Here is a 23,800-nt window from a genome sequence, read left to right on the forward strand (position 1 = left end):
GCCTCAATGGTAAGCGAAGACGAACACGGCAGTCCCGTCGAAGACCGTGGGATCAGGGTTGGCGATGGACACCCCCGCGCGCTCGTTCGTCGGATCGCACGAAACGCTGGGCGTGGGCTGCCACGGGATGTCGTCGTACCAGGTGAACGGTACGCTGAGCTTGGTGAAGACCTCGTTCTTCAGCTGGTACACGTCCTTGGCCAGGAGCGCGATGTGCGGACGCAGCCAGACGGGGTGGCAGAGCTCGCCGCGGATCTCCTGCGTGCCCGCCGCGACCGGTGCCCACTGCACCTGCAGGACCTGCGGGCGCACGTCGACGCTGTAGGTGCCGACGGTCTCGGCGCCGTCCGAGAGGAATTCGGCGAGCTTGGCCGTGGGATCGTTGGCGCGGACGACCCGCACCGCGTAGGGCGTGGGCGGGAGCTTCAGGAGCTCGTGAGGCGCCATCGCCGGCGTGGCCGGCGTAGGGAACCCCTGCTTGGAGGGCGGCAAGCGCGCGTAGAGGATCTTGCCGTCGTCGGACCAGCCGCCCTTCTCGCTCTGGGTCGCCTCGTCCCACACGTCCAGCGCTTGCCACGCGGAGCTGGCGTTCTGCGCCAGGACCTGCCCCGTCTTTCCGCTCGGCGGTTTCGTGCCCAGGTTCCGGCCCTGCAACACGACCCAGCGCGTGGAGGTCTCGTTGACGGTGAAGACGATGTCGCGGTCCTTCGACGGAGTGGCCACGTCGAGCACCGGCACGCGTTTGCACCAGTTCTCGAGGGACTCGGCGGCGTGTCCTCGCTCGCCCTTCTGGCCCGGTTTTTCCACGTAGCCGTAGTGGAGCAGGTAGGGGCGCGCGTCGTCGGAGCTGTCGCTCGTCGCCACGAACCCGGTCTGATCCACGAGCTTGCAGATGGGCTCGTAGCTCGTTCCGTGCTTGGTCGTCTGGTCGAAGGGCAGGTGCTCGCCCATCAGCTCCGTGCGGGGCCCGTCGTAGCTCTGATCCGTGCGCTTGTGCATCCGCTCGGCCAGGTACGAGCAGGCCGCCGTCAGCACGTTCCGCGTCTCGTCGTCGCCGACGGTGGAGACGATCTGGTCTCGCAGCTCGGCCAGACGCCCGGTCACCGCCCCAGCCTGGTCCTTCGACAGGCTCTCGGTGCACCAGTGCTCCACCGCGCCTTTGTTGAAGAAGCCGTAGATGGCCGCCTTGTCCCGCCCGTGGACCTGGTCGAGGTCCGGCAGCGTGTCCAGATCCGCCGGCTCGTAGTACTCCGGCAGGCCGTAGTTCTGGTTGCCCTTCCACCAGAAATCGTTGGCGTGGAAGCTGGGGCTCTGGCGCGCGAGCTCGGTGCCGTAGTCCACGCTTCCGTCCGGGCGCTTGCGGTGCGCCTGGTCGGAGAGCACCTGCTCCAGCCCGTGCATCCGCGCCATGGTGTAGGCGAGGCCCGCGCGGATCGCGGGGGGCGTGTACTTCTGGTCTTCGCCGAACAGCGCCTCGCCCACCACGAACACCGAGTCCGCCAGCACCGAGTTCTGCCCCGCGATGGTGCGAAGGCCCATGTACCAGGACTCGTTCGTCACCCATTGGCTGTTGCAGAGCGGATCCTCGGCGGGGTTCTTCCCAAGGCGCTGGGCGCCCGGCACCCACTCGTACTCGTGCTCGGCCTCGTCCGGCGGCGGCAGCGGCAGCTCCAGCATGCCGTAGCTCGCGGCGCTCGGGTCGTCGTCGCCGAGCGCGGCGATCACCTGCCGGAAGCCCTGGGCGACGCAGTAGACCAGACCCTTCCTCTGGTTCACCGCCGGCGCGAGGGAGATCGCGGGCTTCACCTCGGCGCCCGGCACGCCGGAGTACGAGTTGGTCATCAGCGGTTTGAACAGGTAGTCGCCCACCGCGCCCTGGGTCTGCTTCGGCGGCGAGAACGCGTTGTCCGCGACGTAGCGCCAGCGCGCCAGCGTGCCCTGATCCTCCGGCGCGCTGCCCGTGAGCAGGAGCTTCGCCAGCCCGATCGGCCAGTCGGTCTTCAAGAGCGGAGCGCCCAGCGGATCCGGGCGGTGGAACACTGCTTGGCTGCCGTGCAGCATGCCGGTGAGCACGCCCGTCAGCACCGCGTCGTCCAGACGCGGCTTCTGCCCACCCACCCGCGGCAGCTCGTGGTACGAGCCCGGCCCCCAGCGCGCGATCATGTGACCCGAGGCCCAGCGGTCCTGCACGAAGTGCTGCCCGGTAGCCTCGTAGGTGAGCGCCAAGCGCTCGAGCTCCAGCACGTACTCCCGGTGCCAGACCTCCGCGCCGCCGCTCGTCAATTTCTTCCTGAGCGCGCTGGCTCGCTTGGCCAGCGCGAGGGCGATCTCGTGATAGCGCGCGTACACGCGGAGCGGCAGGTGCCCGAAGTGGGTGCTGTTCAGCCCCGCGCCCAGCCAGGCGGTGTAGACGTGGCAGAGCTCGCGGCGGTCCGCGTCCTGGGGCAGCGACGGGCAGAGCCGGCGCGCGTTGATCCAGTCGTAGACCGTGTAGGAGAAGTCCGGCAGCGACGACCACATCGCGAGGGGAGGGAAGCGCCGCTCTCGGAGCGTCGTCTCCTTCAGGTCGCCGGCCAGGTTCGGGTCGGGCTCGCCCTGCTTCGGCGCCGGGTGCACCACGCCCCGCCGGAGCCAGCTCGCGTTCAGATCCACCATGCGCGGGCAATTGGCGTCGGCGCTAGTCGTGTCCTTGCAGGCAGCGGCGCCGAACATCTGATGGAGCTTCGGCGAGATGAGCCAGAGCACGTGGTCCGAGATCTCCGCGTGCTCGTTGCCGTGGAGCTGCTTGTCTCCCGAGTGTAGGCCGCCGGTGTTCGGCTTGCCTTGCTCGTCCTTGCACACCTCGCTCACGTCGGCGACCCCGGAGCAGTAGATGCTCTTCCAGCCCTTGGTCTCGTCGAGCCCGACGTCCCAGCCCGCCGCCGGCCGCGTCGCCAGGCACGCCGCGCCGAGCGCCGCGAGACCCGCGATGCGCCGGATCACGGCACCACCTCCGGGCCCTTGCCGGCCGGCGCGCAGCGCGAGGTCGGTGAGACGAAAACAGCGCGGAGCGCGCTCCAGCGGGCCGAGAGGTCACTCTGTCCGAGGGCGCTCAGGCGAGCCTCGTAGTCGGCCTTGCACGCCTTGGGGCAGCCGGACTTCGCGACGCACGCGCTCTCGTCCTTCGTCTCCTCGACGCAGTCCAGGATGTCGTTCACGCAGCGCGTCCACTGCGCTTCGGGGTCGTCCACGTTCCGATCCACCATCAGCTTCGCTTCGCCCAGGTGCGAGAGCGTCACCGTGCCGAGCTCTTCGCAGCCCTTGCAGGTCGGGTCGAACGGGACCGTGGTCGGTGCCCACACGCTTCCGGAACCGCCTGCGTCGTCCCCGTCGCTGCTGCCGCAGGCCGCCGCGCACCCGAGCGCGATGAAGAAAAGGCCAGCGGCGCGCGTCGCCGTGAGCCGTGCGCTCTTGCCCATCCGAGCGAGTCTACACCGAGTCGTGGCTCGCGCGCGACGGCGGAGCCTGCCTCGACTCGAGACACCAAGCTGGTACACTCGTACCAGCAGCCGTGCGAATCGCTCGCTCCATCGCGGCGCTTGGTTTGGCCGCGGGGGTGTGGCTCGGGTCAAGCCCCGCGTGGTGTCAGAGCGCCGCGGACGACGAGCCGGCCGCGTGGCACCCCGGTTTCGCCCCACTCCCGAGTCTGCCGGACGACTCCACGTGGTACCCGGTGCTGGGCGCGGCGGTTTTGGGCGCCAGCTTCGGCTCGGGCACCTGGCTCGCGTTCGGGGCGCTCGGCAGCGAAGGTCTGCGAGACTCGATGCTGAAGCCTCTGCCCATCGGCGTCGCCCTCGGCGCGACCGCGGCTGGGGCGACGGCCGGCGCGCTGGCGATCACCGATCGGCGACGCTTCGCGAAGCTCGATACGCCCATGGCGGCGGGCGTGATCCTCGGTTCCACGGTCGCAGTGTTCGGCGGCGGCGCGTGGTTCCTCGCGTGCGAGGATCCGCGTGGTCCCGAGCGCGACGCCTGCGAGAGGCGAGCGGGACGGTTCTTCGCCGGCAGTCTCGCCGTCGGCACGTTCGCGGGCGGCGCCACGGGCCTGGCGCTCGCCCTCACGGACACGTCCGAGCCGGCTCGGCCCTCGAGCCTCACGCTCGTGCCGCACTTGGGCGGCGGCGCGCTCCGCGGCTCCTTCTAAACTGTGCGGCCGCGCACCTTCACTCCACGATCAGCCGATCCCCCGCGCCGCGGGCGAAGGTCTCCGGATCGTACATCTCCTCGACCTTGGGCGGAGGCACCACGAACTCGCCGGGTGTCGTGGCGCGCGCGACGTAGGTGTAGTCGTACACGCCGGCCCAGACCAGCGACGCGAAGGCCTCCACGCGCTCGTCCCGCATGTTCTGGTGCTCGTACCAGGCGCGCGACCACCACCACGGCGTCTTCGACTTCTTCTCCTCGGCCTGCGGGTCCACCGGAATCGAGCCGGTGGTGGCCAGGGCGGGGTTCAGCGGCTCGAGGCCCGCCGGGAGCGGATCGACCAACGCGACGTGGTAGCGCCGCGCCGGCGCCACCATCGCCAGGCGCACGCGCACCAGTGAGCCCGCCTTCACGCGCCAGGTGCCGTCCTTGTCGCGGCGCACGTCGCCGGGCTTCTCGGCGCCCTCGTACAGCCGGCTCACCGAGAAGCCGTGCTCCGCCGGCGGCGGCCGCAGATCCTCCGGCGCGTATTGCATGCCGATGCGGTAGTAGAGGCGGCCGTCACCCTCCTTGCCCAGCGTGAGCGTCGAGGGCTGCGGCAGCTCCGCGAGCATCGCCAACGGGATGTCCACGTGCTGCCGATCGTTGCTGCGGCCCTGGAAGCGGTGCTCGCTGGCTAGGCGCGTCCCAAGCCACGAGCGGGCGGTGAAGTTGGGCGTGACCTTCTCGTAGGTGGTGAAGTAGCGGTGCAGCGCCAGGAGCACGAACACGTTCTCCTGGGTCGAGAGCCAGCGACCGCGCTTCTTGTGCGCGAGCAGCCCAGCCACGACCTTCGGGATCAGATCGCTGTCGGGGCGGTCCTCGATGAAGGCGTCGAGCAGGATGGCGTCGCTCTTGCGGCTCGAGGCCAGGAGCACGTGCTCCGCGCTCTCGTCGAAGCTGGTGACGAAGTGCGCCTTGCCCGCGGTCTCGGTGGTGCGGTTGTCCAGGTGGCGGCGGATCGCCTCGACCTCCTTGGCGCTGGCGGTGTCCTTGCTCAAGGTCGGCAAGAGCCAGCCCAGCGCGTCGAGCGGGAGCTTCTCCACGCCGCCGGCCTCGGCGATCAGCGCGCGGGCCCGCGCCGGATCCCCCTGCTTGGCCAGGAAGCGCACGGCGAGCGCGTAGGCCTCGAGCACGCGGCGCGCCTCCGGCGGGTACCAGTGCGGGAAGCGGCTCCTGATGCTGGCGAGGAAGCGCAGCGCCGAGTCCCGGAGCTCCCGCGGCACCGGATACCCGGCCTTCTCCGCGCGGATCAGCGCGTGGGTCACGTGCACGCTCACGTAAGGGACCGGCTCGCGATCGCGCCGCCACCAGTCCCAGCCACCGCTCCAGTTCTGGCGGCTCTTGAGCTTCTCGATGTCGGCGCCGACGGTCGCGTTCAGAACCTTCGGTGGCGGCAGCCCCTTGGCGTCGAAGGCCGTGAGTACGTCGCGCAGCGCCGCGATGGTCATGATGCGCGTCGAGATCTGCTCGTTGCACTCGAACGGGTAGCGCACGATGTAGAGCAGGGCGTCGGTCAGGCCCTGGAGCGCCGTGGACGAGGTCGTGATCTCCAGGTTGCCGAACTCCTTGAAGACCTTGGAGGGCATCTTCACGGGCTGCGCGACGGCGCCTTGGTCGAGCTGCCCGTAGGTCGCGAAGGCCTCGGTGGTCGCCGGCGTCCAGACCGGGAGCTCCAGCTCGCTGGCGTCGTTGCCGGCGGGGGAGACCGCGCCCACCTGCAAGCGCGCCGTGCCGGCCGACATCGCCGCCGCCGGGAAGCGCACCTCCACGCGGTCGTTGGCGGGGACGCTGACCCGGAGCGCGCGAGGCTCCGCGAGCTTCAGGTTGTCCGCGCGAGCGACGACGTCCACGCTGAGCGGGCTCGCGGTCTGGTTTTGCAGCACCACCGGCAGCGAGAAGCGGTCGCCGAAGTTCAGGAAGCGCGGCGCCGAAGGCCGCACCATCAGCGGCAAGCGCGCGGTGACGGCGCCTTCGGCCGAGCCGAAGCGGTTCTCGCCGGAGGCGACCACAGCCATGATGCGGTAGCGCGTCAGGTTGTCCGGGAGCTTGATGCTGGCCTCGGTGCGACCGCGGGCGTCGGTGACGAGCTTCGGCAGGAAAGCGGCGAGCGCGCTGAAGTCGCTGCGCATCGCGATGGGCTGGTCCGGCGCTTCCTTGCCCTTCGCATCCTTGCTGTCCGCCTTCTTCTCGGCCTTCGCGGGCGGCGCCGGCGGCGGGGCGGGCGCCGACGTCGAGTACGGGTTCATCGCCATCGGTTTCGCGGCCACCCGGTGCGAGCCGCCCAGGCGTCCGCCGCCGGACCCGTAGCCCATGCCGGAGCCCATCACCTCGCCCGCGCGCAGCTTCCCGCCGCCGTTCTTGGCCTTCGGCCTCGCCTGCAAGCTGAAGCGGGCAGTGTCCGGCTTCATCAGCGCGACCTTCAGTCGCGTCTCGTAGTCGCTGACGCCCGCGTGCCGCGTCGGGTAGAACACCTCCATCGGATCGGGCAGGTCGTAGCCGGCCAGCGCCAGGACGCTCTCGTCCACCGCGACCATGGCCAAGGACGCGCCGCCCACGGGTTGCCCGCTCGAGTCGCTCACCTGGAACGCGACCCGCGTCTTGCCGCCGGGTGCGAGCTCCTTCCTCTCCGGCGTGATTCGGATGGACAGCGAGCGGTCCTTGGGCGGGATCTTCAGGGACGCGGCGCCCGAGGCGAAGGCCGGGCGCTTGGGCAAGCTCTCGTCGAGCTCGCCGCGCTCGTTCTCGCGCAGCGTGGCGCCTACCAGATCCAGCTCCACCGTCACGTTGGGCAGCCAGCGATCGGAGAGCGGGATCTTCAGCGTGCTCGAGCGCTTGTCCAAGCGCACGCGCTCGATCTTCACCACGCCCTCGCGGCGCACCGTGAGCACGCCCTCGGCCGGCGCGAACGGCGCGACCACCAGCAGCTCCGCGGTGTCCGACGGCGAGTACTCGCGCTTGCCGGGCACGAGCTGCACCTTCGCCTGGCGCAGCATCGGGTTCTCCGGCGGATCTTCGCCGAGCACCCAGAGCTCGAGCTGGGTGTGGCTGGGGCGGCCGTGCACGTCCGTCACGCTCGCCGTCACCCGGTGCAGCCCCCCGGCCCGCGTCGCCAGGCTGCAGCGCGCCGACTCCGCCGTGCTGGTCACGCTGCAGGTCTCCGCCGGACCGACCTCTTCCTCGGAGGTGGAGCCGCGCCAGCGGGTGACCACGCGCTCGAGCTTCACGCTGACGGGGCGGCCCGCCACCGCGTTGCCGTCGAGGTCCGTCACGACCACGTCCAGGTTCATGCTCTTGCCGGCGGCGAGCACGGTGCTCTCTTCCCGCAGGCCGACGGTGACGCTGGCGGGATGGACCAGCATCTTGGCGCGCGCAGTCCAGGCCTGCCGGTTCACGTCGGTGACCGTGGCTTGAAGGTCGAGCTGGCGCGGATACGCAGGATCGAGGCCGTCGAAGTCCACGCGCATGCGGTGCTGGCCGCTGGCGTCGGTCTTGCCCTTCCACTCCTCGCGCGCGCTTCGGTCCTTGTCGTCGCGGCTCCACCAGGACCAGCGGTTCGGCTTGCCGAAGTGGTAGCCCGAGCGGTTCGGCGGCACGAAGCTCGCGTCCGCCGCGCTCACGGCCCACTCGACCTCCGCGTCCGGCAGCCCACCGCCGGCGAAATACGTCGCCGCGACCGTGGCGACGGCGTGCTTGCCGACGAAGTGCGGCCCCTCCGTCGTCTGCGCGGTGACCTCGAACTCGGGCTTCCGGAACTCCTGGACGTCGAAGTAGTGCGAATGGCGATCGCCGTCGAAGGAGCGGCCGCCCTCCAGCTCGAGCGCGACCCGCGCGCTGCCCAGGTTCGCGGCTTTGGGGATGTCGAACGCGAAGTGGAAGCCGCCGTCGGAGTCCACCGGCACGGTGCTGCGGGCGATCTCGTTGCCGCGCGGCTCGTAGGCGATGAAGCTGACGCGTTCGGCGGCGCCGCGAGGCAACCGCGTCAAGTCACCGCTCTTGCCCGCGCCGGACAGCCGCACGAAGCCCTTGGCGTTGACCCGCTCCCCGGGCTTGTAGAGCTTGCGGTCGTCGAACACGAACCAACGGATGCGGTCGTCCAGCGGGTGCGCGACGAAGTTGCCGCTGCCGAGCCAGACCAGATCCTTGTCGCGCCGGGCGACCAGACGCTCGCCGGAGCTCGCGAGCGCGAGCTTGACCAGACCGTCGCTGCCGGTCTTCTGCCGGTCGCCGCGGGGCTCCACCGCGACGTCGATGCCGGCGAGTGGCGCGCCGTCGGCGAGGCTCGTGGCGAAGACGTGCCCCTCGGTGGAGTCGGTGAACGCGGTGAGGCCGATCTTGGTGACCTGAAGCCAGACCCGCACCCACTGCCGGGAGCGATAGCCCCAGCGGTCCGGCGGCGGGTGCGTCGGCGGCTCGACGATCGCCAGCACTTGGCCCACGCCGCCGCTCAGCGCGGGACCCAGGTCGATGCTGGTCTCGGTGAGCTCGTCCGCGGCTCCCTTCACGTCCACGGCGCGGTTCGAGATCAGCCGTCCCGGCGGCTCGCCCAGCTTGCCCTCCCAGTCCCAGTCCCGCCGCCACTTCTGGTAGCGCGCGAAGTCGGCGGGCTCGACCGCGTACAGGCGCACCTTCAGGCGCGGGCGGTTGATGCTGAAGACGCCGATCTTGGGACCGAACGCCGGATCGAGCACCAGCATCTCTTCCTGCTCCGGGAACAGGAACGGCTCCGCCGAGTCCACCTGGATCTCGAGCGTCGCGGGTTTGTCCAGCTTTTGCCCGAAGGTGTCGCCGAGCTCCGGCCCGACCGTGACCTTGTACTTGGTGCGACCCTTGCTGCGCCCGCGGATGACCAGGCTCGAGCCCGAGAGCTCGACGCGTTTCTCCGGCAGCGGCGGGGTCACGCTGATCAGGTTCTTGTCGAAGGTCTTCTCGTCCAGCGGGTTCGAGAATCGCAGGTACCAAGGGGTGAGCGGCGGACAGTGATCGTCCCAGCCGCAGGTCAGGCTCTCGGCCACGAGCGGTCCGTAGGTGCGGAAGGAGAAGCTCTGGTCCGAAGTGGTGAGCCGCTTGCCTTCCGCGCTGGGCGTCCCGGCCTTGAACGCCGCCTCGAACGAGGTGTTCTTGGGCAGCGGGCTCACCGGCTTGATGGCGATGAAGCGGTCCTTCTTCGCTCGTTCCCGGGCTGCGCGTGCCGGCCGCGACTTCTCGATCTCTTCTTCACCCGCGAGCCGCACCGGGAAGGTGCGCTGGCCCGCGCGCAGCACGAAGGCGCCGAGCACTGCGTTCGTGTCGATACGCTGGTCGAAGGTCGCGTAGAGCAGCGGCTCGAGATCCGTCGGCCCGTCCCATTGCCTGGGCATGAAGCTCTCCACGCGCAGTGGCGGCGTCGCGAAGCGCCAGCTCTTGCCCTGGGCGAAGCTCTGCCCGTTCGCCGAGCGCGTGCCCGCCGGGATCTCCACCTGGTACTCGGTGGCCATCGGCAGGCGCTCCTCCTTGGGCTCGAAGATCAGGGTCTGGGTGCCGACCCAGCGCCAGCTCCCGGGCGGCTCCGGCGTGAGGCGCACCGGAACGCCCTTCTGGGCGAGGTCGGCGTGCGAGGTGAGCTCGACCATCGGCTCCGAGAAGGTGACGCTCAGGCTCGGCGCCATGCTCACCTCCCCCTCGGGCTGGAAGCGGGTGACACCGACCGGTCCCTTCGGCGTCGGCGTGGCGGGCGGCGGCCCCGCCGCTGGTGGGAACGCGGTTTTGATGGTCTCGCCGGGGCGCGGCGCCGGCATCGACTTCTCGCGCAGCGCGAAGCTCTTGGCCTGGGCGGCGGCCTTGAACGGCGGCAGCTTCGACAGCACGCGCTGGGCGTCCGCCGCGGTGAGCGGCGTGGCGGGTGCGCTCTTAGCGCGGGCAGGGCGCTCCGGATCGGCGTCGGTCAGGCGGAAGCCCAAACCCGACTTGGAGATGCTCCACACCACCTTCTCTTCGACCGCGGCGGGCGGGGGATCCGCCTTCTTGACTGGCGCGACGGGCGGGGTGGTGCTGGGGCAGGCGGCGGCGGCGAGCGCCAGGAGCATGACCAGCGGCGCGGGTGATCGTTTCATCGGCATCTCCCTCGGACCAAGCGGACCGGGGCATCGTATACGAGCGGCGGGAATTGAGCCCGCTCCCGATGGTCGGCCCATACGCCACAAAAACCGCGTGTCCTTGAAGGCTTCCGGGCCTTGCTGCTAAATGGCCAGCGCCGCGTCCAAAAGTGACGCTACGTGACGCTTTGCCCACCGAGCTCCTGAAGAACCCGTACGTCCACGGCGCCGTCTACGGCGTCGTGATCGTGACCGTGCTCATGACCATCACGGCCTGGAGCATCTGGTTCGAGCGCAAGTTCGCGGGCCGCATGCAGAGCCGCGTGGGACCGACCATCGTGGGGCCCTTCGGCCTGCTCCAGCCGCTGGCCGACGCGGTGAAGCTCCTGCAAAAGGAGGACATCGTCCCGGCCTCGGCGGACCGGCCGCTGTTCAATCTGGCGCCGCCCTTGACCGTGCTGTTCGCGCTCGCCACCGCGGCGGTCATCCCCTTCGGGCCCGAGGTCATCGCCGCCGATCTCGACATCGGCGTGCTCTGGGTGCTGGCGATGGGCGGGCTCACGGTCTTCCCGGTCTGGATCGCCGGCTGGGCCAGCAACAACAAGTATGCGCTGCTCGGCGGCATGCGCGCGGTCGCGCAGGGAGTCTCCTACGAGATCCCGCTGGTGCTCGCCGCGCTCGTGCCGGTGACGCTGGCCGGCTCGATGAGCATCTCGGACATCGTGCGCTACCAGGAGCAGCACGGCTGGATCATCGGCTGGCCGCCGGGGCCCGGGCTCTTGGCCTTCGGGATCTTCTTCCTGGCGTCCCTGGCGGAGGCCAACCGCATCCCGTTCGACATCCCGGAGGCAGAGAGCGAGCTCATCGCCGGCGTCACCACCGAGTACACGGGAATGAAGTTCGGCCTGTTCTACCTGGCCGAGTACCTGCACACCTTGATCGTGAGCGCGGTGGCGGCGGCGCTGTTCTTCGGCGGCTGGGCCGGGCCGTTCGGGATCGCGCCGGGCCTGCACTGGATGGTGGTCAAGACGCTGCTGCTGTTCTTCGTGGTGTTCTGGGTGCGCTGGACGTTCCTGCGCTTCCGCGCCGATCAGCTGATGACCCTGTGCTGGAAGTACCTGGTCCCCGCCGGTCTCGTCCTGGTCATGTTCGCGGCGGTCTGGGTCCACTACAAAGCCGGAGCCGTGCGCTGATGGGCTACTTGAGCGATGGCCTCCGAGCGCTGGCGTTCACGCTGAAGAGCTCGTTCCGGCGGCCGGTGACGGTGCACTACCCGGTGCAGAAGCGCGAGCGCGCCGAGCGCTACCGCACGAGCTTCGCGCTCCTCCACGACGCAGAAGGGGACGAGGCCTGCGTCGGGTGCTTGCAGTGCGAGAAGGTCTGTCCCTCGCAGATCATCACCATCGTCGCCGAGAAGAAGGAGTCGCCGGTCACGGGCAAGCGCCGCGGCTACGCCAAGGACTTCACCCTCGACCTGAATGCCTGCATCTACTGCGAGCTCTGCGTGCAGGTCTGCCCGACCGACGCCATCGTGATGTGCCGGCAGCCGGAGACGCCCGCGTACCGTCGTGAGGACCTGGTGCTCACGATGGACAGGCTCTACGCGAACGAGAAGGAGAAGCCGCTGACCTGGGGCAAGGCCTCCAATCTGATGGAGATGCAGGACCCCAAGCGCGGCCAGCCTCCGCCGGAGAAGAAGCCCGCAGCGGAGGCGAAGCCCGCGGCGGAGGCGAAGCCCGCGGCGGAGGCGAAGCCCGCGGCGGAGGCGAAGCCCGCAGCGGAGGCGAAGCCCGCAGCGGAGGCGAAGCCCGAAGAGCCGCCGCCCCAGGACGAGTGACTCCCCTCTTGCCGATCCGGGCGCGGGTACAACACATGGGATCCCGGAGGACACGGTGAGCAGCGTCTACGACTTTTCCGCCAAGACCATCGACGGTGTGGAGCAGAAGCTCGAAGCCTATCGGGGCAAGACGCTCCTGATCGTCAACGTCGCCTCGAAGTGCGGCTTCACCTCGCAGTACGAGGGGCTCGAGGCCATGTACCGCCGCCTGAAGGACCAGGGCCTCGAGGTGCTGGGCTTCCCCTGCGACCAGTTTGGGCATCAGGAGCCGGGCGACGAGGCGAGCATCAAGAGCTTCTGCTCGACGACCTACGGAGTGACCTTCCCGATGTTCGCCAAAGTGGAGGTCAACGGCAAGGGCGCCCACCCGCTCTACGAGCACCTGAAGCACGAAGCGGCGGGGGTGCTCGGCACCGAGGCCATCAAGTGGAACTTCACCAAGTTCCTGGTGGACAAGCAGGGCCGCGTCCTCGAGCGCTTCGCACCCAACGACACGCCGGAAGCCATCGAGGCCAAGCTGCGCGCGGTGCTCTGAGCCCCGCGGGCAGCCGGGCCCGGAACGTGGGCGGGTCGTGATAGCGTCGCGCCCGTGAGCCCCGAAGCCTCGCCAAAGCGTCCATCCGCGCGCGCAGTCATCGCCGGGTTCTTCCTGGCCGTCCTCCTGTGCGCCATCAACTCCTATCTCACGCTCTCGTTCGGCGTGATCGAGGAGGGCCCGACCATCGCGGCGCTGTTCTTCTTCGCGATGTTCTTCCTCTCGAAGACGCGCATCACGTCCACGGAGATGGTGATCGTCGCGACCATGGGCAGCGCCGGCGGCAGCCTCGGCTTCATCAGCAATTTCTATGCAGCCAAGGCCATGACCGGCGATCCCTACTCGCTCTGGCAGATGGCGGGCTTTGCCGTGGTCACGAGCCTGATCGGTCTCGTGTTCGTCATCCCGCTGCGCGACCTGCTCATCTTGCGCGCGCAGTTGCCCTGGCCCGGCTCCAAGGCCACCGCCTCCGTGATCGAGGCGTTGGTCGAGAAGGGTGATCCGAAGCAGCCGTATTACTTGCTCGCCAGCGTGCTGGTCTGCATCGCCTACGTCGTCGCCAACAACGACGGCGGCTTCGGCATCGTGCCGGAAGGGACGGAGCTCCACGTCTTCGGCCTCGCCGCCTTCGGCGCCGCCATCGCCTGGTCACCGTTCGCCATCGGTGGGGCGTACCTGATGGGTATGCGCACCTGCGTCGGCTTCTTGGTGGGCGGGTGCATCCTGCTGATCATGGCGCCGCACGTGCCCACGCCGTCCGCGCCGCACAAGTACGTCTGGCCGGGCATCGGCTTCCTCGTCTCGACGGGGCTCACGCTGATGGCGGTCAACTGGAAGGTCGTGAGCACGAGCATGAAGTCGCTGCTGTCGATCCGCGGCTCCAACCCCGACGACGACGATCCGGTGCTGAAACCCAGGACCTACGTCGTCTTCGTCGTGGTGGCGCTGGTCGTCACGTCGCTGTTCTCGTCGCTGGCGCTGGGGCTGAACCTGGCCCTGGTGCTGATCCTGGTCGTCGTCGGCGGGTTCTTGCAGAACGTGATCGCCACCCGCGCGGCCGCCCAGACCGCGTTCAACCCGGCGCGGGTCATGGGCGTGCTGCTCCAGGGGGTGACGGCCTTGGCCGGCGGGAGCAGCGCGGCCACCAACCTGGCCGGCGCGGGCTTCGTGGCTGGCAGCGGGGCGCAGGCCGGAAACCTGACCGGGGACATGGTGTACGGCCGCTGGCTCAAGGTGCCGAGCCGCTGGCAGTTCTGGACTCAGACCCTGACCATCGTGCCCTGCGCGCTGGTCAGCGCCTACGTGTTCGAGTGGATCCGCAAGACGAAGACCGTGGCGCTCGACGGCGGCGACCTGCCCGCGCCCGTCGCCAAGATGTGGGCGGCGACGGCGCTCGTCTTCGACGGCCGTTCGCCCATGCCGCCCGGCGCCGTGAAGGCCATGGCCATCGCGGCGGTGCTGGGCGTGGTCTACGTGATCCTGGAAGAGAACCAGAAGCTCCACCGCTTCTTGCCGTCCTCCGTCGGCATCGGCATCGCGCTGGTGCTGCCAGTCGCCTACGACTTCGCGTTCTTCTTCGGCGGCCTGGTCTTCTGGGGGCTGCTTGGCCGAGCGCTCAAGGTGAAGAACATCACTCTGACGACCCTCGCCGTCGGCGCCATCGTGGGAGAAGGCCTCGGCGGCGTGATGAAGCCCGTCTTGCAGATGCTGCACGTGATCAAGGGCTGAGCGAGAACGATGAGCTTCCGCGAGCTCTGGCTGGGTACGGCTGCCTGCCTGCTGGCCATCGGTTGTCGCCAAGAGCCAGCCGCTCCCCAGGCCGACGCGGCGACCATCGAGGCTCCAGCCCCAGCCCCCGAAGCCGCAGCTTCCAGCGCCGGGAGCGCACAGCCAGCCGGATGTGCGCCTTTGCGGGAGCGCTACACCAAGGCGCGAGAAGCGGGTGGCGCGTGCGCCGCCGACTCCGACTGCGTCTGCTTTCGCTACGGGCTCGACGTGTACGCCGGCGTGACGGACTCCGCCACCAAGGCCGAGCTCGAGCGCATTCACTCCGCGTTCTCCGACGCCGGCTGCGCGGCGCCCGTCTGGGAAGGGCCGCCCATTCAGTGCGCGCCAAAGTGCCGAGCCAAGCGCTGTACGGCGCGGCGCTGAGGGGCGTCCTGCACGGGCGAACCGTGCGCCCACGCACGCCGTCGTGTTACGTTCGAGCAATGGCCGACGCCCCAGCGCTGACCCCGAGGATGCGGTGGGAGATGGTCGCCTCGCGCCTTGCAGAGGAGTCGCGGCAGGCGACCTACGAGGACAAGCTCGCGCAGCTCGAGTCCCTGATGGGCTCGGTCGACGACTTTGGTTGGCGTGACAGTCTCGGGCTGGACGACGACCGAGTGCGCGCGCTCTGGATGAAGTTGCGTCTGGCGTGCTCGCATGGCTAACCAGCGAAAGCGTCCGCGGAAGGCGCCGAGTCCGAGCTCACCCGCCTCGCTCGGCGGCCTCACCGCGGTGCTGCGGGCGGTCTCCGCCTGGCTCGTGGCCGCGAAGGTCGATTTTGCCGTCGTGGGTGGCGTGGCTGCATCGCTGCACGGGAAGCCACGGGTGACCAAGGATGTGGACGTCGTGGCGCTCGCGGACGAATCAACCTGGGAAGCGTTGGTGGAGAAGGCCGCCGGGCACGGGCTCTTCCCACGCATCGACGATCCGCTGGGGTTCGCCAGGAACACGCGGGTGCTGCTCTTGGTTCACCGCCCCTCGAAGATCGAGGTCGATCTGAGCTTCGGGATGCTGCCCTTCGAGTCAGAGCTGGTGCACCGCGCTCGGGCGACCGAGGTGGGCGAGCTCCGCTTTCCCCTCGCGACGCCCGAGGACGTCATCGTGATGAAGGCGCTCGCGCTCCGACCCCGGGACGTGGGTGACATCGAGGGCATCGTCGAATCGAAGGTGGATCTCGACTTCGGCCGAATCCGCGCGACGCTCGCGCAGCTCAGCGCGGCCCTGGAATCGGACGACCACGTCTCTCGTCTCGACGAGATCCTCCGCGCCGTGCGCCGCTGAGGCCGTCGGCGCATGCGCGGCGGTCGAGGAGCGCTCCGCCGAGTTCCGCCTGGCACGCGCCGGTGTATCCTTCACCCGTGGCCTTCGTCTGTCCCGAGTGCGGTCGCTCGTACCCAGCGGGGGGGTTCTGCACCGAGGACGGCGGCGCGCTCAACGACGACTCGTTCTCTCCGTTGCTCGGCTCGATGGTCGGCGCCTACCGCGTGGCGACGCTGATCGGACAGGGTGGCATGGGCGAGGTCTACCGGGGCGTGCACCCCGAGATCGGCAGCCGCGTCGCCATCAAGGTGCTCTCCTCCGATGCAGCGCGCGCGCCGAGCTTGGCCGAGCGCTTCTTCGCCGAGGCCCGCGCCGTGAACGTGGTGCGTCACGAGGGCATCGTCAGCGTGCTCGACCTGAACCGACTCCCCGATGGTCGGCCCTACATCGTGATGGAGTACCTGGACGGCGCGCCGCTCACGCGGGTCATCGAGATGTACCGGCCGGCGCCCCTCGGGGCCATGCTCCAGATCCTGCTGAACGTGCTCGACGCGCTCGGAGCCGCGCACGCGCAGGGCATCACGCACCGCGATCTCAAGCCCGACAACATCTTCGTGACCAGCACGGGTCGCACCAAAGTGCTCGACTTCGGCATCGCCAAGCTGCGCCCGGACATCGCCGGCGTCAGCGGCGCCACCAAGACCGGCGCCCTGCTCGGCACGCCCCACTACATGTCACCCGAGCAGGCGCGCGGGCAAGCCGTTGACCATCGCAGCGACATCTATTCGCTCGGCATGATCGCGTTCGAGCTCTTCACGGGGCAGCGCCCGTTCCACGCGGAGAACCTCTACGATCTCTTGCGCCAGCACATCGAGGTGCGGCCCCCGAGCTTGTGCGAGCTCCGCCCGGAGATCCCCCGAGCGCTGGAGAGCGTGGTCCTCCGCGCGCTGGAGAAGGACCCGGCCCGCCGCCAGCAGACGACGGAGGAGCTCGCGGCGGAGCTGCGCCAGACCGCACCTTTCCTCCCCGCGGAGAGCTTCGTCACGCTGACCGGCGTGCCGACCAGCGTGCCGCGCCCGGTCCTGACTCCCGGCGCTCAGGCCGGCAGAACCGCGCCCACCGCGCCCGGCTACGCTGCCACGCTGCCGGAGCAGCGCGTGCCGGTGAAGCGCGGCCCGAGCCCGCTCCTGTGGGGCGGCGTCGGCGTGCTGGTGCTGGGCGGCGGCATGGCGCTCTCGGCGGTGGTGGCGCTCGTGGTGTTCGGCGATCGCGACACCATCACCATCGTCGAGACGAAGCCACCCGCCGAGCCCAAGTCCGGTGCGGCGCCTCCGAAGGCGCCGGCGGCGGGAGTGACCAACCTGAAGCGGGTCGAGGCAGTGCAGTTCTACCCGAAGGCTCTGGAGCTGGCGCGCCAGCAGCTGCCCGGAGCGGAGCTCTCCACGCTGTCCGTGGACGAGCCGGAGTCGGATGGGAGCGTCGACTTCGCCAAGAGCGATGGGACCATCACCTACACCTTCACCGCGAAGGGCGAGGTCGCGTCGGTCACGCTGGACGGTGAGGCGCCGGTCGTCGCGAAGCTGCCAGTAGTGACGTTCATGACCGGCACGGTGCGCGCCCCCCGCTGCACCGTCGGCAAGGTGCTCGAGAGATCGGCGGTGAGTGGCGAAGACATCGTGGTGAGCTACGGCCCCGCGGCGTCGTGGACGGTGATCGGCGCCGACGACGTGAAGATGGTCCCCGATGACTGCTGAAAGGAAATGAACGGGTCAGAACGGCGCGTGCTCCTTCGGCACCCAGGAGTGCAAGAACGGGGTCTCGAACTGCGCGCAGCTCGTCCAGCCGGGGACGGAGGTCTGCAACGGCCTCGACGACGACTGCGACGGGCAGGTCGACGAGGGCTGCTGAAGCGCCATCACGACCCACAGTTGTAGTAGCAGGTGTTGAACTCGAGGCAGGCGGCCGTGCAGTACAGGTCCGTGCACTCGACCGCGGCCGGGGTCTCGAGGCAGGCGTAGCAGTTGCCGAGCTGGGCGCCGTTGCAGTAATCGACGCACTCGCTCTTGCACGGCGCGGTCGCCCCGCAGATGCACTTGTCGATGGTCTCCGCGTACGCCTGGTAGCCGCCGGGCACGAGCGCGTTGCAGCAGTCGGCGCAGTACTGGCGGTCGGTGCTGTTGCAGCCGCCGCCGCCCACGCCGCTGCCCGCCCAGCCGGCGCTGCCGCCCATCGCGCCGCCCGTGCCGGCGCCCCCGCTGGTGCCTCCTGCTCCGCCTCCCTGGCAGCCCAGGATGCACTGCACCACGTCCTGGGCCGCGACGCAGTCGCAGAACAGCGCGCAGCTCGAGCAGCCGCTGCACTGCACCCCTCGCTCGCAGCTCGACGGGCTCCCGCCCGCCGCTGCGTCGGTGTTTTCCTTGAGCGAGTCCAGTGGGGTCAGCGAGCACGCGCAGACGAGCAGCGCGACTGCGGTCAGGCGCTCTGGACCCCGGGCCATCGCGGCGATGGTATCACCTGCCAGTTTCCCTTAGATCTCGGCGATGCGCCCCCGCGAGCTCCTCCGCCAGCCCTTCGCGGTGCTGTTCGCCGCGATGGTGCTCGCGTACCTCGGCGTGGCGCTCGCGCTGCCGGAGCTCTGGCTCCGGCTGGCCGCCAAGGAGGGACCCATCGAGCACGCCGGGCACCTGGCGCTCGGTGGCGCGGCGCTGCTCTGGCTCTGGCTCGGCACCCGCGCTGCGGGCCGCGCGCGTGCGCTCGCCCTCGGTGTGGTCGCCTACCTTCTTCTGGCAGGCCTCGAGGAGATCGACTGGGGGCAGGTGTACGGCGTCGATCTGGGACACGGCCTCGTCGCCCGCTGGACCGGAGGCTCGCCGAACTTCCACAACGCGCAGCACAGCCACTCGTCGCTCGCCACCTGGTCGGTGCTCTGGATGAGCGCGCCGATGGCGCTCTTCTTCGGCTTGCCGCTGGCCCCGCTCGGCAGAGTGCGGGCGTTCTGGGCGGGTTTTTCGCCGGTGAGCTCGCGGCTCGCGGAGGGTGTCTCGTTCTTCGGCGCCGCGTGCCTGACCGCGGTGATCGACGGACTGCCGCTGCTCGAGCGCCGCCTGGGCTACGTCCCGCGCGCGGGCTCGGGCGATCCCGTCGGCGGTCCCCTCGGCTTCTTCCAGATCGCCTTCTACCTGGCCTGGGTCCTGGTCGCGTTGCGCGCGCTCGGCGAGCTCCGACGGGGACCGAGCGCCAAGGCGCCGCCCGGTGTACCCTGAGCGGACAGCGCACGTCCGTGAAACTCGCCTTCGTCTACCCGCCGTTCTACGCCAAGCCGTTCAACGAGAACCTGCCGACCGTCGACGACGAGTTCGGGCTGTTCCCGCACATCGGCTTCGGCTGGGCTGCGCGCGGCGCGAAGGCGGCGGGATGGCAGGTCCGGCTCTGGGACGCTCCCGCCGAGAAGAAGTCCTTGGACCGGGTGATCCGCGAGGTCGAGGACTGGGGGCCCGATCTGGTGGCCTTCTCCGCCCACGCCGCCCAGACCATCCGTGACCTCTACGCCTGGTCCAGGCCCTTCAAGCAGCGCACGCGCCTGCCGCTGCTGGTGGGCGGCTACGAGGCCAAGGTCTACCCGCACGAGATCATGGATCAGGGGGCGTTCGACTTCTTGTGCGGGGGCGAAGGCCACGAGCTCTTGCCCCAGCTCCTTCAGGCCTTCGAGCGCGGTCGCGGCTACGAACGTGTGCCGGAGCTGTTCTTCAAGAGCGGCGGCGAGCTCCGCCACACCTTCCCGGGCGCGCGTCCGTCGTTTCGGAGCTACCCCACACCGGATCGCAGCATCTTCGACAACTCGCTCTACTACTCGCACATCTCGCAGCGAAAGAGCTTCACCATCGGGATGAGTGAGCTCGGCTGCCCCTATCCCTGCACCTTCTGCTGCATGCGTCAGAGCGGCTGGGACGCCCGCAGCGCAGAGCAGATCGTGGACGAGATGGCCGAGTGCGTCGCGCTCGGCATCCACGAGATCGACTGGTTCGATCCGCTGATGCTCCACGATCGGCAGCGCGCGCTGGACATCGCCCGGGAGGTCGCGCGGCGAAAGCTCGACGTGATCTGGTCGTGTCGCTCCCGGGTGGACTCGCTGAGCTTCCACGGCTCGAAGAAGCAGCCGGACCACGAGCTGATCGGCGCGCTGGCCGAGGGCGGCTGCCGCCGCATCTACTTCGGCGTCGAGAGCGGTGACGACGACGTGCTCAAGCAGATGATGAAGGGGCAGGCGGCCTCCACCGACTTGGGCAAGACGCTCGCCGCGGTGCGGGAGGCCGGCATCATGGCCCTGGGCTTCTTCATCCTGGGCGCGCCCGGCGACACCTTGGCCAGCGTGCGACGAACCGTGGACCTGTCGCTCTCGCTGCCGCTCGCCTACGCGCAGTACCAGATCGCCGTGATCAAGCCCCACACGGAGCTCGAGCGCCGTCACGTCGTGGAGGAGCTGGGCATCGACTACTGGCGCGAGTACGTGGCCGGCAGGATCGGCGAGCACCTCTTGCCCACACCCTGGACGGAGCTCGACCGCGCGGAGCTCGAGCGGCTGGCGCGGCGGGCCTACCTCCGCTTCTACTCCCGTCCGGGCTACGCGCTCTCCATGCTGCGGCGCGTGCAGAGCTGGGAGGAGCTCGGGCGCTACGCGCGCGTGGGCGTGCAGCTCGCGCTCCGGCCGCTCCGGCCGACCGCGGCGGCGTCCCTCGGGCGGCGCGTGGGACGCGCGACCCTGGCCTTCGCCGAGGCGCTCTTCACAGTGGCGAGCCCCGGCGCCCGCCACGGCGTGTTCGCGAAGGGCGGCGGCGTGCGCGGCGCGCTCGAGCTCGCCCGCGACGAGGCCGCCCGGCGCCGGAGCGACAGCATGCTGACGCGCGGGCGCGTCGCCGAGCTCGGCCTGGCGAGGCCCGCCCCGGACAGCATCCCCAACCGCTACCGCACCTTCTTCGAGACGCTGCGCGAGCGCGTGGCGCCGCTCCGGGTGAGCGGCCCGCGGGAGGTAGAGGGCAAGTGAAGGCCGCCGACAAGGCCGCCGCGCTGCTGGACATGGCCAAGGTGCGCGCGCTCGGGCGCCGCATCCCGGTCGCGGTGCGCATCAACCTGAACAACCGCTGCCACTCGCGCTGCCGCTACTGCTCGTTCTGGTCCACGCCCAGCGAGGAGCTCGCGACCGGGGAGTGGCGCGCGGTCATCGCGGATCTGGGGCGGCTCGGCACGCGCCGGCTCTCCCTCTCCGGTGGCGAGCCCACGCTGCGCAAGGACCTCGCGGAGATCGTCCAGGCGGCGGTCGGCCAGGGCATCGCTACCGAGCTGAACTCCAGCGGATTCCTCTTCGCCGAGCGCAAGGACGCCCTGCGCCCCCTCGAGCTGGTGAAGCTCTCTCTCGACGGCAGCGAGCCGGTGCACGACCGCATCCGCGGCCGGGCAGGAGCCTTCCGCGAGCTCACCAGCGGGATCCGCGTGCTCGAGGAGCTCGGCGTGAAGTTCTCGTTCGCCTTCACCATGACCCGCGAGAACCTCGACGACATCCCCTTCGCCCTGGACTTCGCCCGCCGGCACGACACCTTCGTGGCGTTCCAGCCGGTCATGGCCACGGAGCACTCGGCGGAGCAGGTGAGGCAGGAGCTGTTCCCCGACCCGGCCGACTACCGCCGCGCCATCCAGGTCCTGGTCAAGGCGAAGGTCCGGGATCCTGCTCGGCTCCGCAACAGCCTGGGCGGCCTCCGCCACATCGCGGCCTGGCCCAACATCAGCGGCCTCGCCTGCTGGGCCGGGGAGGCCTTCGCGATGATCGAGGCCAACGGCGACGTGGTGCCTTGCGATCGCATCCGCTACGACGCGCCGATCCCGAACGTACGCACGCACGGCGTCGCCCGCGCCCTGGCCGAGCTGCCCGGCTACGAATGCGCCGGCTGTGGCTTCTGCGGCTCCGTCGAGCTGAACATGCTGATGGCTGGTCGAGTGGACATCGTGCCGAGCATCGCGCGGGTGATCCGAGCTCGCTGAAGCGTCGAGCGAGCTGGTGTAGGCTGGGGAGCATGGTGCGTCGTGAAGGAATCGGCTCCGCGCCCGCTCACGCGGTCGCTGCGCCGATTCCACGCTGCACTTTTCCTACGGGTGCAAGTCCCGTCCCGGTAAGCGTCGGTGCGCCGGGTAGCAGGCCCCAGGTATCGGAGGGAGACCTCCATGCCCGAGCGGCCGACTGCACGAAGGCGGGCTTCACCAAGTGCGCGCTCTGATCGGCAGCGCCGGGCGCTTCGTCGCCGCGTCCGTCCTCGGCCGCCCCCAGCTCCTGGGCGTCGGCTGGGCCATCACTCACCGCTGCAACTCGCGCTGCGCGTTCTGCAGCCGGCACAGCGGGCCCGACGGGCTGCCGACGGAGGCGGCGCTAGACGTGATCGACCAGCTCGCCGAGCTCGGCTGCCGACGCGTCCACTTCACCGGCGGCGAGCCGCTGGTCCGCAAAGATCTGCCGGCGCTGCTCCGGCAGGTGCGCCGAGACGGCATGACCAGCAGCGTGAACACCAACGGTGCGCTGCTCCCCGAGCGCCCGGAGGTCGTCGCGACCGCGGATTCATTCCTGGTCAGCGTGGACGGCCCGGAGGCCATCCACGATCGCTATCGAGGTGAAGGCTCGTTCGCCAAGCTGAGCGCCGGGCTCGGGCTGCTGGCGCGCGCGGAGAAACCCTTCGTGCTCTCGGTCACTTTGTTCCGCGAGAACCTGGAGCAGCTGCCCTACCTGATCGGGCTGGCTCGACGCTACGGCACGCGCATCGTGGTCCAGCCCGGAGCGACCCATGTGCTGGGCTCGGGAGAGCCGAACCCCGAGATGCCGGAGGTCCGGCGTTACCGCCAGGTGCTCCGCGAGCTGCTCGACGATCCCCGGGCCATGCGCCAGATCTGGAACTCGCCTCGTGGTCTGCGCGAGCTCATGCGCTACCCCGACCAACACCGACTGCGCACACACGCCGGGAGAATCACGGCGCGCCTGGAGGTGGACGGCCGGATGTTCCCCTGCTCCCGCAGCGTGAACGACCCGAGCGCGCTCCCGGCGCCCAACGTGCTGGAGCTCGGCGTGCGCGAGGCGTTCCGGCGCCTGCCGCGCATCGATTGCTCGGGGCACGTCTGTCAGTGCGCGCACAACGTCGAGAAGAACCTGCTCTTCGGCCTCTGGCCGAGCTCCTGGTGGAACCTCGCCACGCGTCGCTTCGGCGAGCTCCGCAGGATGGCAGGGTGAGCGCACCCGCCCGGCGCGTCTGGCTCTTCGCGCTGAGCGTCGTCGTCTCGCTCGGCCTCTGCGCGCTCTTGTTTCGGCAGATCGCCGCCGCGGAAGTCGGCGCCGTGCTGGCTCGGGCCGAGCCCACCGCACTTGCGCTGGCGCTGGGGACGGCGCTCACCGTCAATCTCCCGCTCTCGGCGCTGGCGCTCGGGAGCGCGCTCGCGGCACACGGCGTGAAGGTCCCTCGGCTCCTGGCGATGAAGGCCACGCTGGGGCACCTGGCCCTGCACGCCGGCGCGAGCTTCGTGGTCGGCAAGGGCGCGCGCGCGCTGTACCTGGCTCGCGTCCACGGCGTGGACGCCAAGAGCGCGCTCGGGGCCGAGCTCACGCTGCTCGGGCTGAAGGTGCTGGCGCTGCTGACCGTGGCGGCGAGCGGCGCCCTGCTCGGCGGCGCGCTGTGGGTCCTGCCTTGCGCGACGCTGGCGCTGCTCGCGGCCTGGGTGTGGATGCGCCGTCGCGGCGCCACGGTCGCTGCGCTCGCAGCTTCGTTCGGGTGGGCGCTCGGAATGGGCGTGGGGCAGCTCGCGGTGTTCGCGCTGGCGCTCCGGGCGCTCGGGCTGGCGATCCCCGCCGCCGCGCTGCTCGCCTGGTTCCCGCTCTGCCTGCTCGGGGCGAAGCTGCCTCTCGCCTGGCTCGGGCTCGGCCTGCGCGAAGCGCTGGTGGTCGTGCTGTTTCGCGGGAGCGCGCCGGCCGAGGCGCTGCTCGCCGCCTCGCTGGTCTTCAGTCTGCTCGAGCAGGTGCTGCCCGGTCTCCTGGGGCTGGTCTTCGCGCCGCGTTTCCTGGCGCGCACGCTGGGATGA

At 70.1% G+C, this 23,800-nt stretch carries 18 protein-coding genes and 1 pseudogene; 15 read left to right on the forward strand and 4 right to left on the reverse strand.

Annotated elements, in window-relative coordinates:
* Window positions 1-3: 3 nt before the first annotated feature.
* Together HS104_31750 and HS104_31755 are read right to left on the reverse strand one after the other, a co-directional pair.
* Window positions 4-2,982, reverse strand: a complete 2,979-nt coding sequence (locus HS104_31750; protein MBE7484528.1) for a hypothetical protein — start codon at window positions 2,980-2,982, stop codon at window positions 4-6.
* Window positions 2,979-3,458 carry a hypothetical protein gene (locus HS104_31755; GenBank protein ID MBE7484529.1) on the reverse strand — a complete coding sequence of 160 codons (480 nt, stop codon included), beginning with the start codon at window positions 3,456-3,458 and terminating at the stop codon, window positions 2,979-2,981. The genes HS104_31750 and HS104_31755 overlap by 4 nt, the downstream gene beginning before the upstream one ends.
* Window positions 3,459-3,550: 92 nt before the next feature.
* Between HS104_31755 and HS104_31760 the strand changes: the two genes are divergently transcribed.
* Window positions 3,551-4,183 (forward strand): hypothetical protein, encoded by a 633-nt coding sequence (locus tag HS104_31760; GenBank protein MBE7484530.1) that lies wholly within the window; start codon window positions 3,551-3,553, stop codon window positions 4,181-4,183.
* A 19-nt stretch (window positions 4,184-4,202) separates the two neighbouring features.
* On the opposite strand, the gene HS104_31765 is transcribed toward HS104_31760, so the two are convergent.
* Window positions 4,203-10,313 carry an Ig-like domain-containing protein gene (locus HS104_31765; GenBank protein MBE7484531.1) on the reverse strand — a complete coding sequence of 2,037 codons (6,111 nt, stop codon included), beginning with the start codon at window positions 10,311-10,313 and terminating at the stop codon, window positions 4,203-4,205.
* A gap of 242 nt (window positions 10,314-10,555) precedes the next feature.
* On the opposite strand from HS104_31765, the gene nuoH reads away from it, so the two are divergent.
* From nuoH to HS104_31810, 9 genes and pseudogenes are all read left to right on the forward strand, one after another.
* Window positions 10,556-11,488: an NADH-quinone oxidoreductase subunit NuoH gene (gene nuoH / locus HS104_31770; GenBank protein ID MBE7484532.1), complete on the forward strand. Its 933-nt coding sequence runs from the start codon at window positions 10,556-10,558 to the stop codon at window positions 11,486-11,488.
* Window positions 11,488-12,132, forward strand: coding sequence for an NADH-quinone oxidoreductase subunit I (locus HS104_31775; GenBank protein ID MBE7484533.1), 645 nt, complete (start codon window positions 11,488-11,490; stop codon window positions 12,130-12,132). The genes nuoH and HS104_31775 overlap by 1 nt, the downstream gene beginning before the upstream one ends.
* A 55-nt stretch (window positions 12,133-12,187) precedes the next feature.
* On the forward strand, window positions 12,188-12,667 hold the full coding sequence (locus tag HS104_31780) for a glutathione peroxidase (GenBank protein ID MBE7484534.1): 480 nt from the start codon (window positions 12,188-12,190) through the stop codon (window positions 12,665-12,667).
* 54 nt (window positions 12,668-12,721) lie between these two features.
* On the forward strand, window positions 12,722-14,395 hold the full coding sequence (locus tag HS104_31785; protein ID MBE7484535.1) for an OPT/YSL family transporter: 1,674 nt from the start codon (window positions 12,722-12,724) through the stop codon (window positions 14,393-14,395).
* Window positions 14,396-14,404: 9 nt separating this feature from the next.
* A complete protein-coding gene (locus tag HS104_31790) occupies window positions 14,405-14,818 on the forward strand; it encodes a hypothetical protein (protein MBE7484536.1) in 414 nt (137 codons plus the stop codon).
* 59 nt (window positions 14,819-14,877) lie between these two features.
* The gene (locus HS104_31795) at window positions 14,878-15,099 is read left to right on the forward strand and encodes a hypothetical protein (protein ID MBE7484537.1); all 222 of its coding nucleotides are present in this window, start codon (window positions 14,878-14,880) and stop codon (window positions 15,097-15,099) included.
* Entirely contained in the window at window positions 15,092-15,715 is a 624-nt protein-coding gene (locus tag HS104_31800) for a nucleotidyltransferase (protein MBE7484538.1), read from the forward strand. The genes HS104_31795 and HS104_31800 overlap by 8 nt, the downstream gene beginning before the upstream one ends.
* A 77-nt stretch (window positions 15,716-15,792) precedes the next feature.
* Entirely contained in the window at window positions 15,793-17,448 is a 1,656-nt protein-coding gene (locus HS104_31805; GenBank protein ID MBE7484539.1) for a serine/threonine protein kinase, read from the forward strand.
* A gap of 94 nt (window positions 17,449-17,542) precedes the next feature.
* Window positions 17,543-17,602: pseudogene (locus HS104_31810) on the forward strand (hypothetical protein).
* Between the two features lie 7 nt (window positions 17,603-17,609).
* Here the strand turns inward: HS104_31810 and HS104_31815 are convergent.
* The gene (locus HS104_31815) at window positions 17,610-18,191 is read right to left on the reverse strand and encodes a hypothetical protein (GenBank protein MBE7484540.1); all 582 of its coding nucleotides are present in this window, start codon (window positions 18,189-18,191) and stop codon (window positions 17,610-17,612) included.
* 43 nt (window positions 18,192-18,234) lie between these two features.
* On the opposite strand from HS104_31815, the gene HS104_31820 reads away from it, so the two are divergent.
* The 5 genes from HS104_31820 (at window position 18,235) to HS104_31840 (ending at window position 23,800) form a co-directional block, all read left to right on the forward strand.
* On the forward strand, window positions 18,235-18,957 hold the full coding sequence (locus HS104_31820; protein MBE7484541.1) for a hypothetical protein: 723 nt from the start codon (window positions 18,235-18,237) through the stop codon (window positions 18,955-18,957).
* 17 nt (window positions 18,958-18,974) lie between these two features.
* On the forward strand, window positions 18,975-20,735 hold the full coding sequence (locus HS104_31825) for a B12-binding domain-containing radical SAM protein (protein MBE7484542.1): 1,761 nt from the start codon (window positions 18,975-18,977) through the stop codon (window positions 20,733-20,735).
* Window positions 20,732-21,727 carry a radical SAM protein gene (locus tag HS104_31830; protein ID MBE7484543.1) on the forward strand — a complete coding sequence of 332 codons (996 nt, stop codon included), beginning with the start codon at window positions 20,732-20,734 and terminating at the stop codon, window positions 21,725-21,727. The genes HS104_31825 and HS104_31830 overlap by 4 nt, the downstream gene beginning before the upstream one ends.
* A 220-nt stretch (window positions 21,728-21,947) precedes the next feature.
* Window positions 21,948-22,958 (forward strand): radical SAM protein, encoded by a 1,011-nt coding sequence (locus HS104_31835; GenBank protein MBE7484544.1) that lies wholly within the window; start codon window positions 21,948-21,950, stop codon window positions 22,956-22,958.
* Window positions 22,955-23,800, forward strand: coding sequence for a flippase-like domain-containing protein (locus HS104_31840; GenBank protein ID MBE7484545.1), 846 nt, complete (start codon window positions 22,955-22,957; stop codon window positions 23,798-23,800). Before HS104_31835 ends, HS104_31840 begins: the two co-directional genes overlap by 4 nt.

Source organism: Polyangiaceae bacterium (genome assembly GCA_015075635.1).
GTDB lineage: Bacteria > Myxococcota_A > Polyangia > Polyangiales > Polyangiaceae > JADJKB01.

What these genes read in the sequence shown, in the direction of transcription:
- HS104_31755 (MBE7484529.1), bottom strand. Translation starts at nt 3,458, where the DNA reads ATGGGCAAGAGCGCACGGCTCACGGCGACGCGCGCCGCTGGCCTTTTC.
- HS104_31765 (MBE7484531.1), bottom strand. Translation starts at nt 10,313, where the DNA reads ATGAAACGATCACCCGCGCCGCTGGTCATGCTCCTGGCGCTCGCCGCC.
- nuoH (MBE7484532.1), top strand. Translation starts at nt 10,556, where the DNA reads ATGACCATCACGGCCTGGAGCATCTGGTTCGAGCGCAAGTTCGCGGGC.
- HS104_31775 (MBE7484533.1), top strand. Translation starts at nt 11,488, where the DNA reads ATGGGCTACTTGAGCGATGGCCTCCGAGCGCTGGCGTTCACGCTGAAG.
- HS104_31790 (MBE7484536.1), top strand. Translation starts at nt 14,405, where the DNA reads ATGAGCTTCCGCGAGCTCTGGCTGGGTACGGCTGCCTGCCTGCTGGCC.
- HS104_31795 (MBE7484537.1), top strand. Translation starts at nt 14,878, where the DNA reads ATGGCCGACGCCCCAGCGCTGACCCCGAGGATGCGGTGGGAGATGGTC.
- HS104_31800 (MBE7484538.1), top strand. Translation starts at nt 15,092, where the DNA reads ATGGCTAACCAGCGAAAGCGTCCGCGGAAGGCGCCGAGTCCGAGCTCA.
- HS104_31815 (MBE7484540.1), bottom strand. Translation starts at nt 18,191, where the DNA reads ATGGCCCGGGGTCCAGAGCGCCTGACCGCAGTCGCGCTGCTCGTCTGC.
- HS104_31820 (MBE7484541.1), top strand. Translation starts at nt 18,235, where the DNA reads ATGCGCCCCCGCGAGCTCCTCCGCCAGCCCTTCGCGGTGCTGTTCGCC.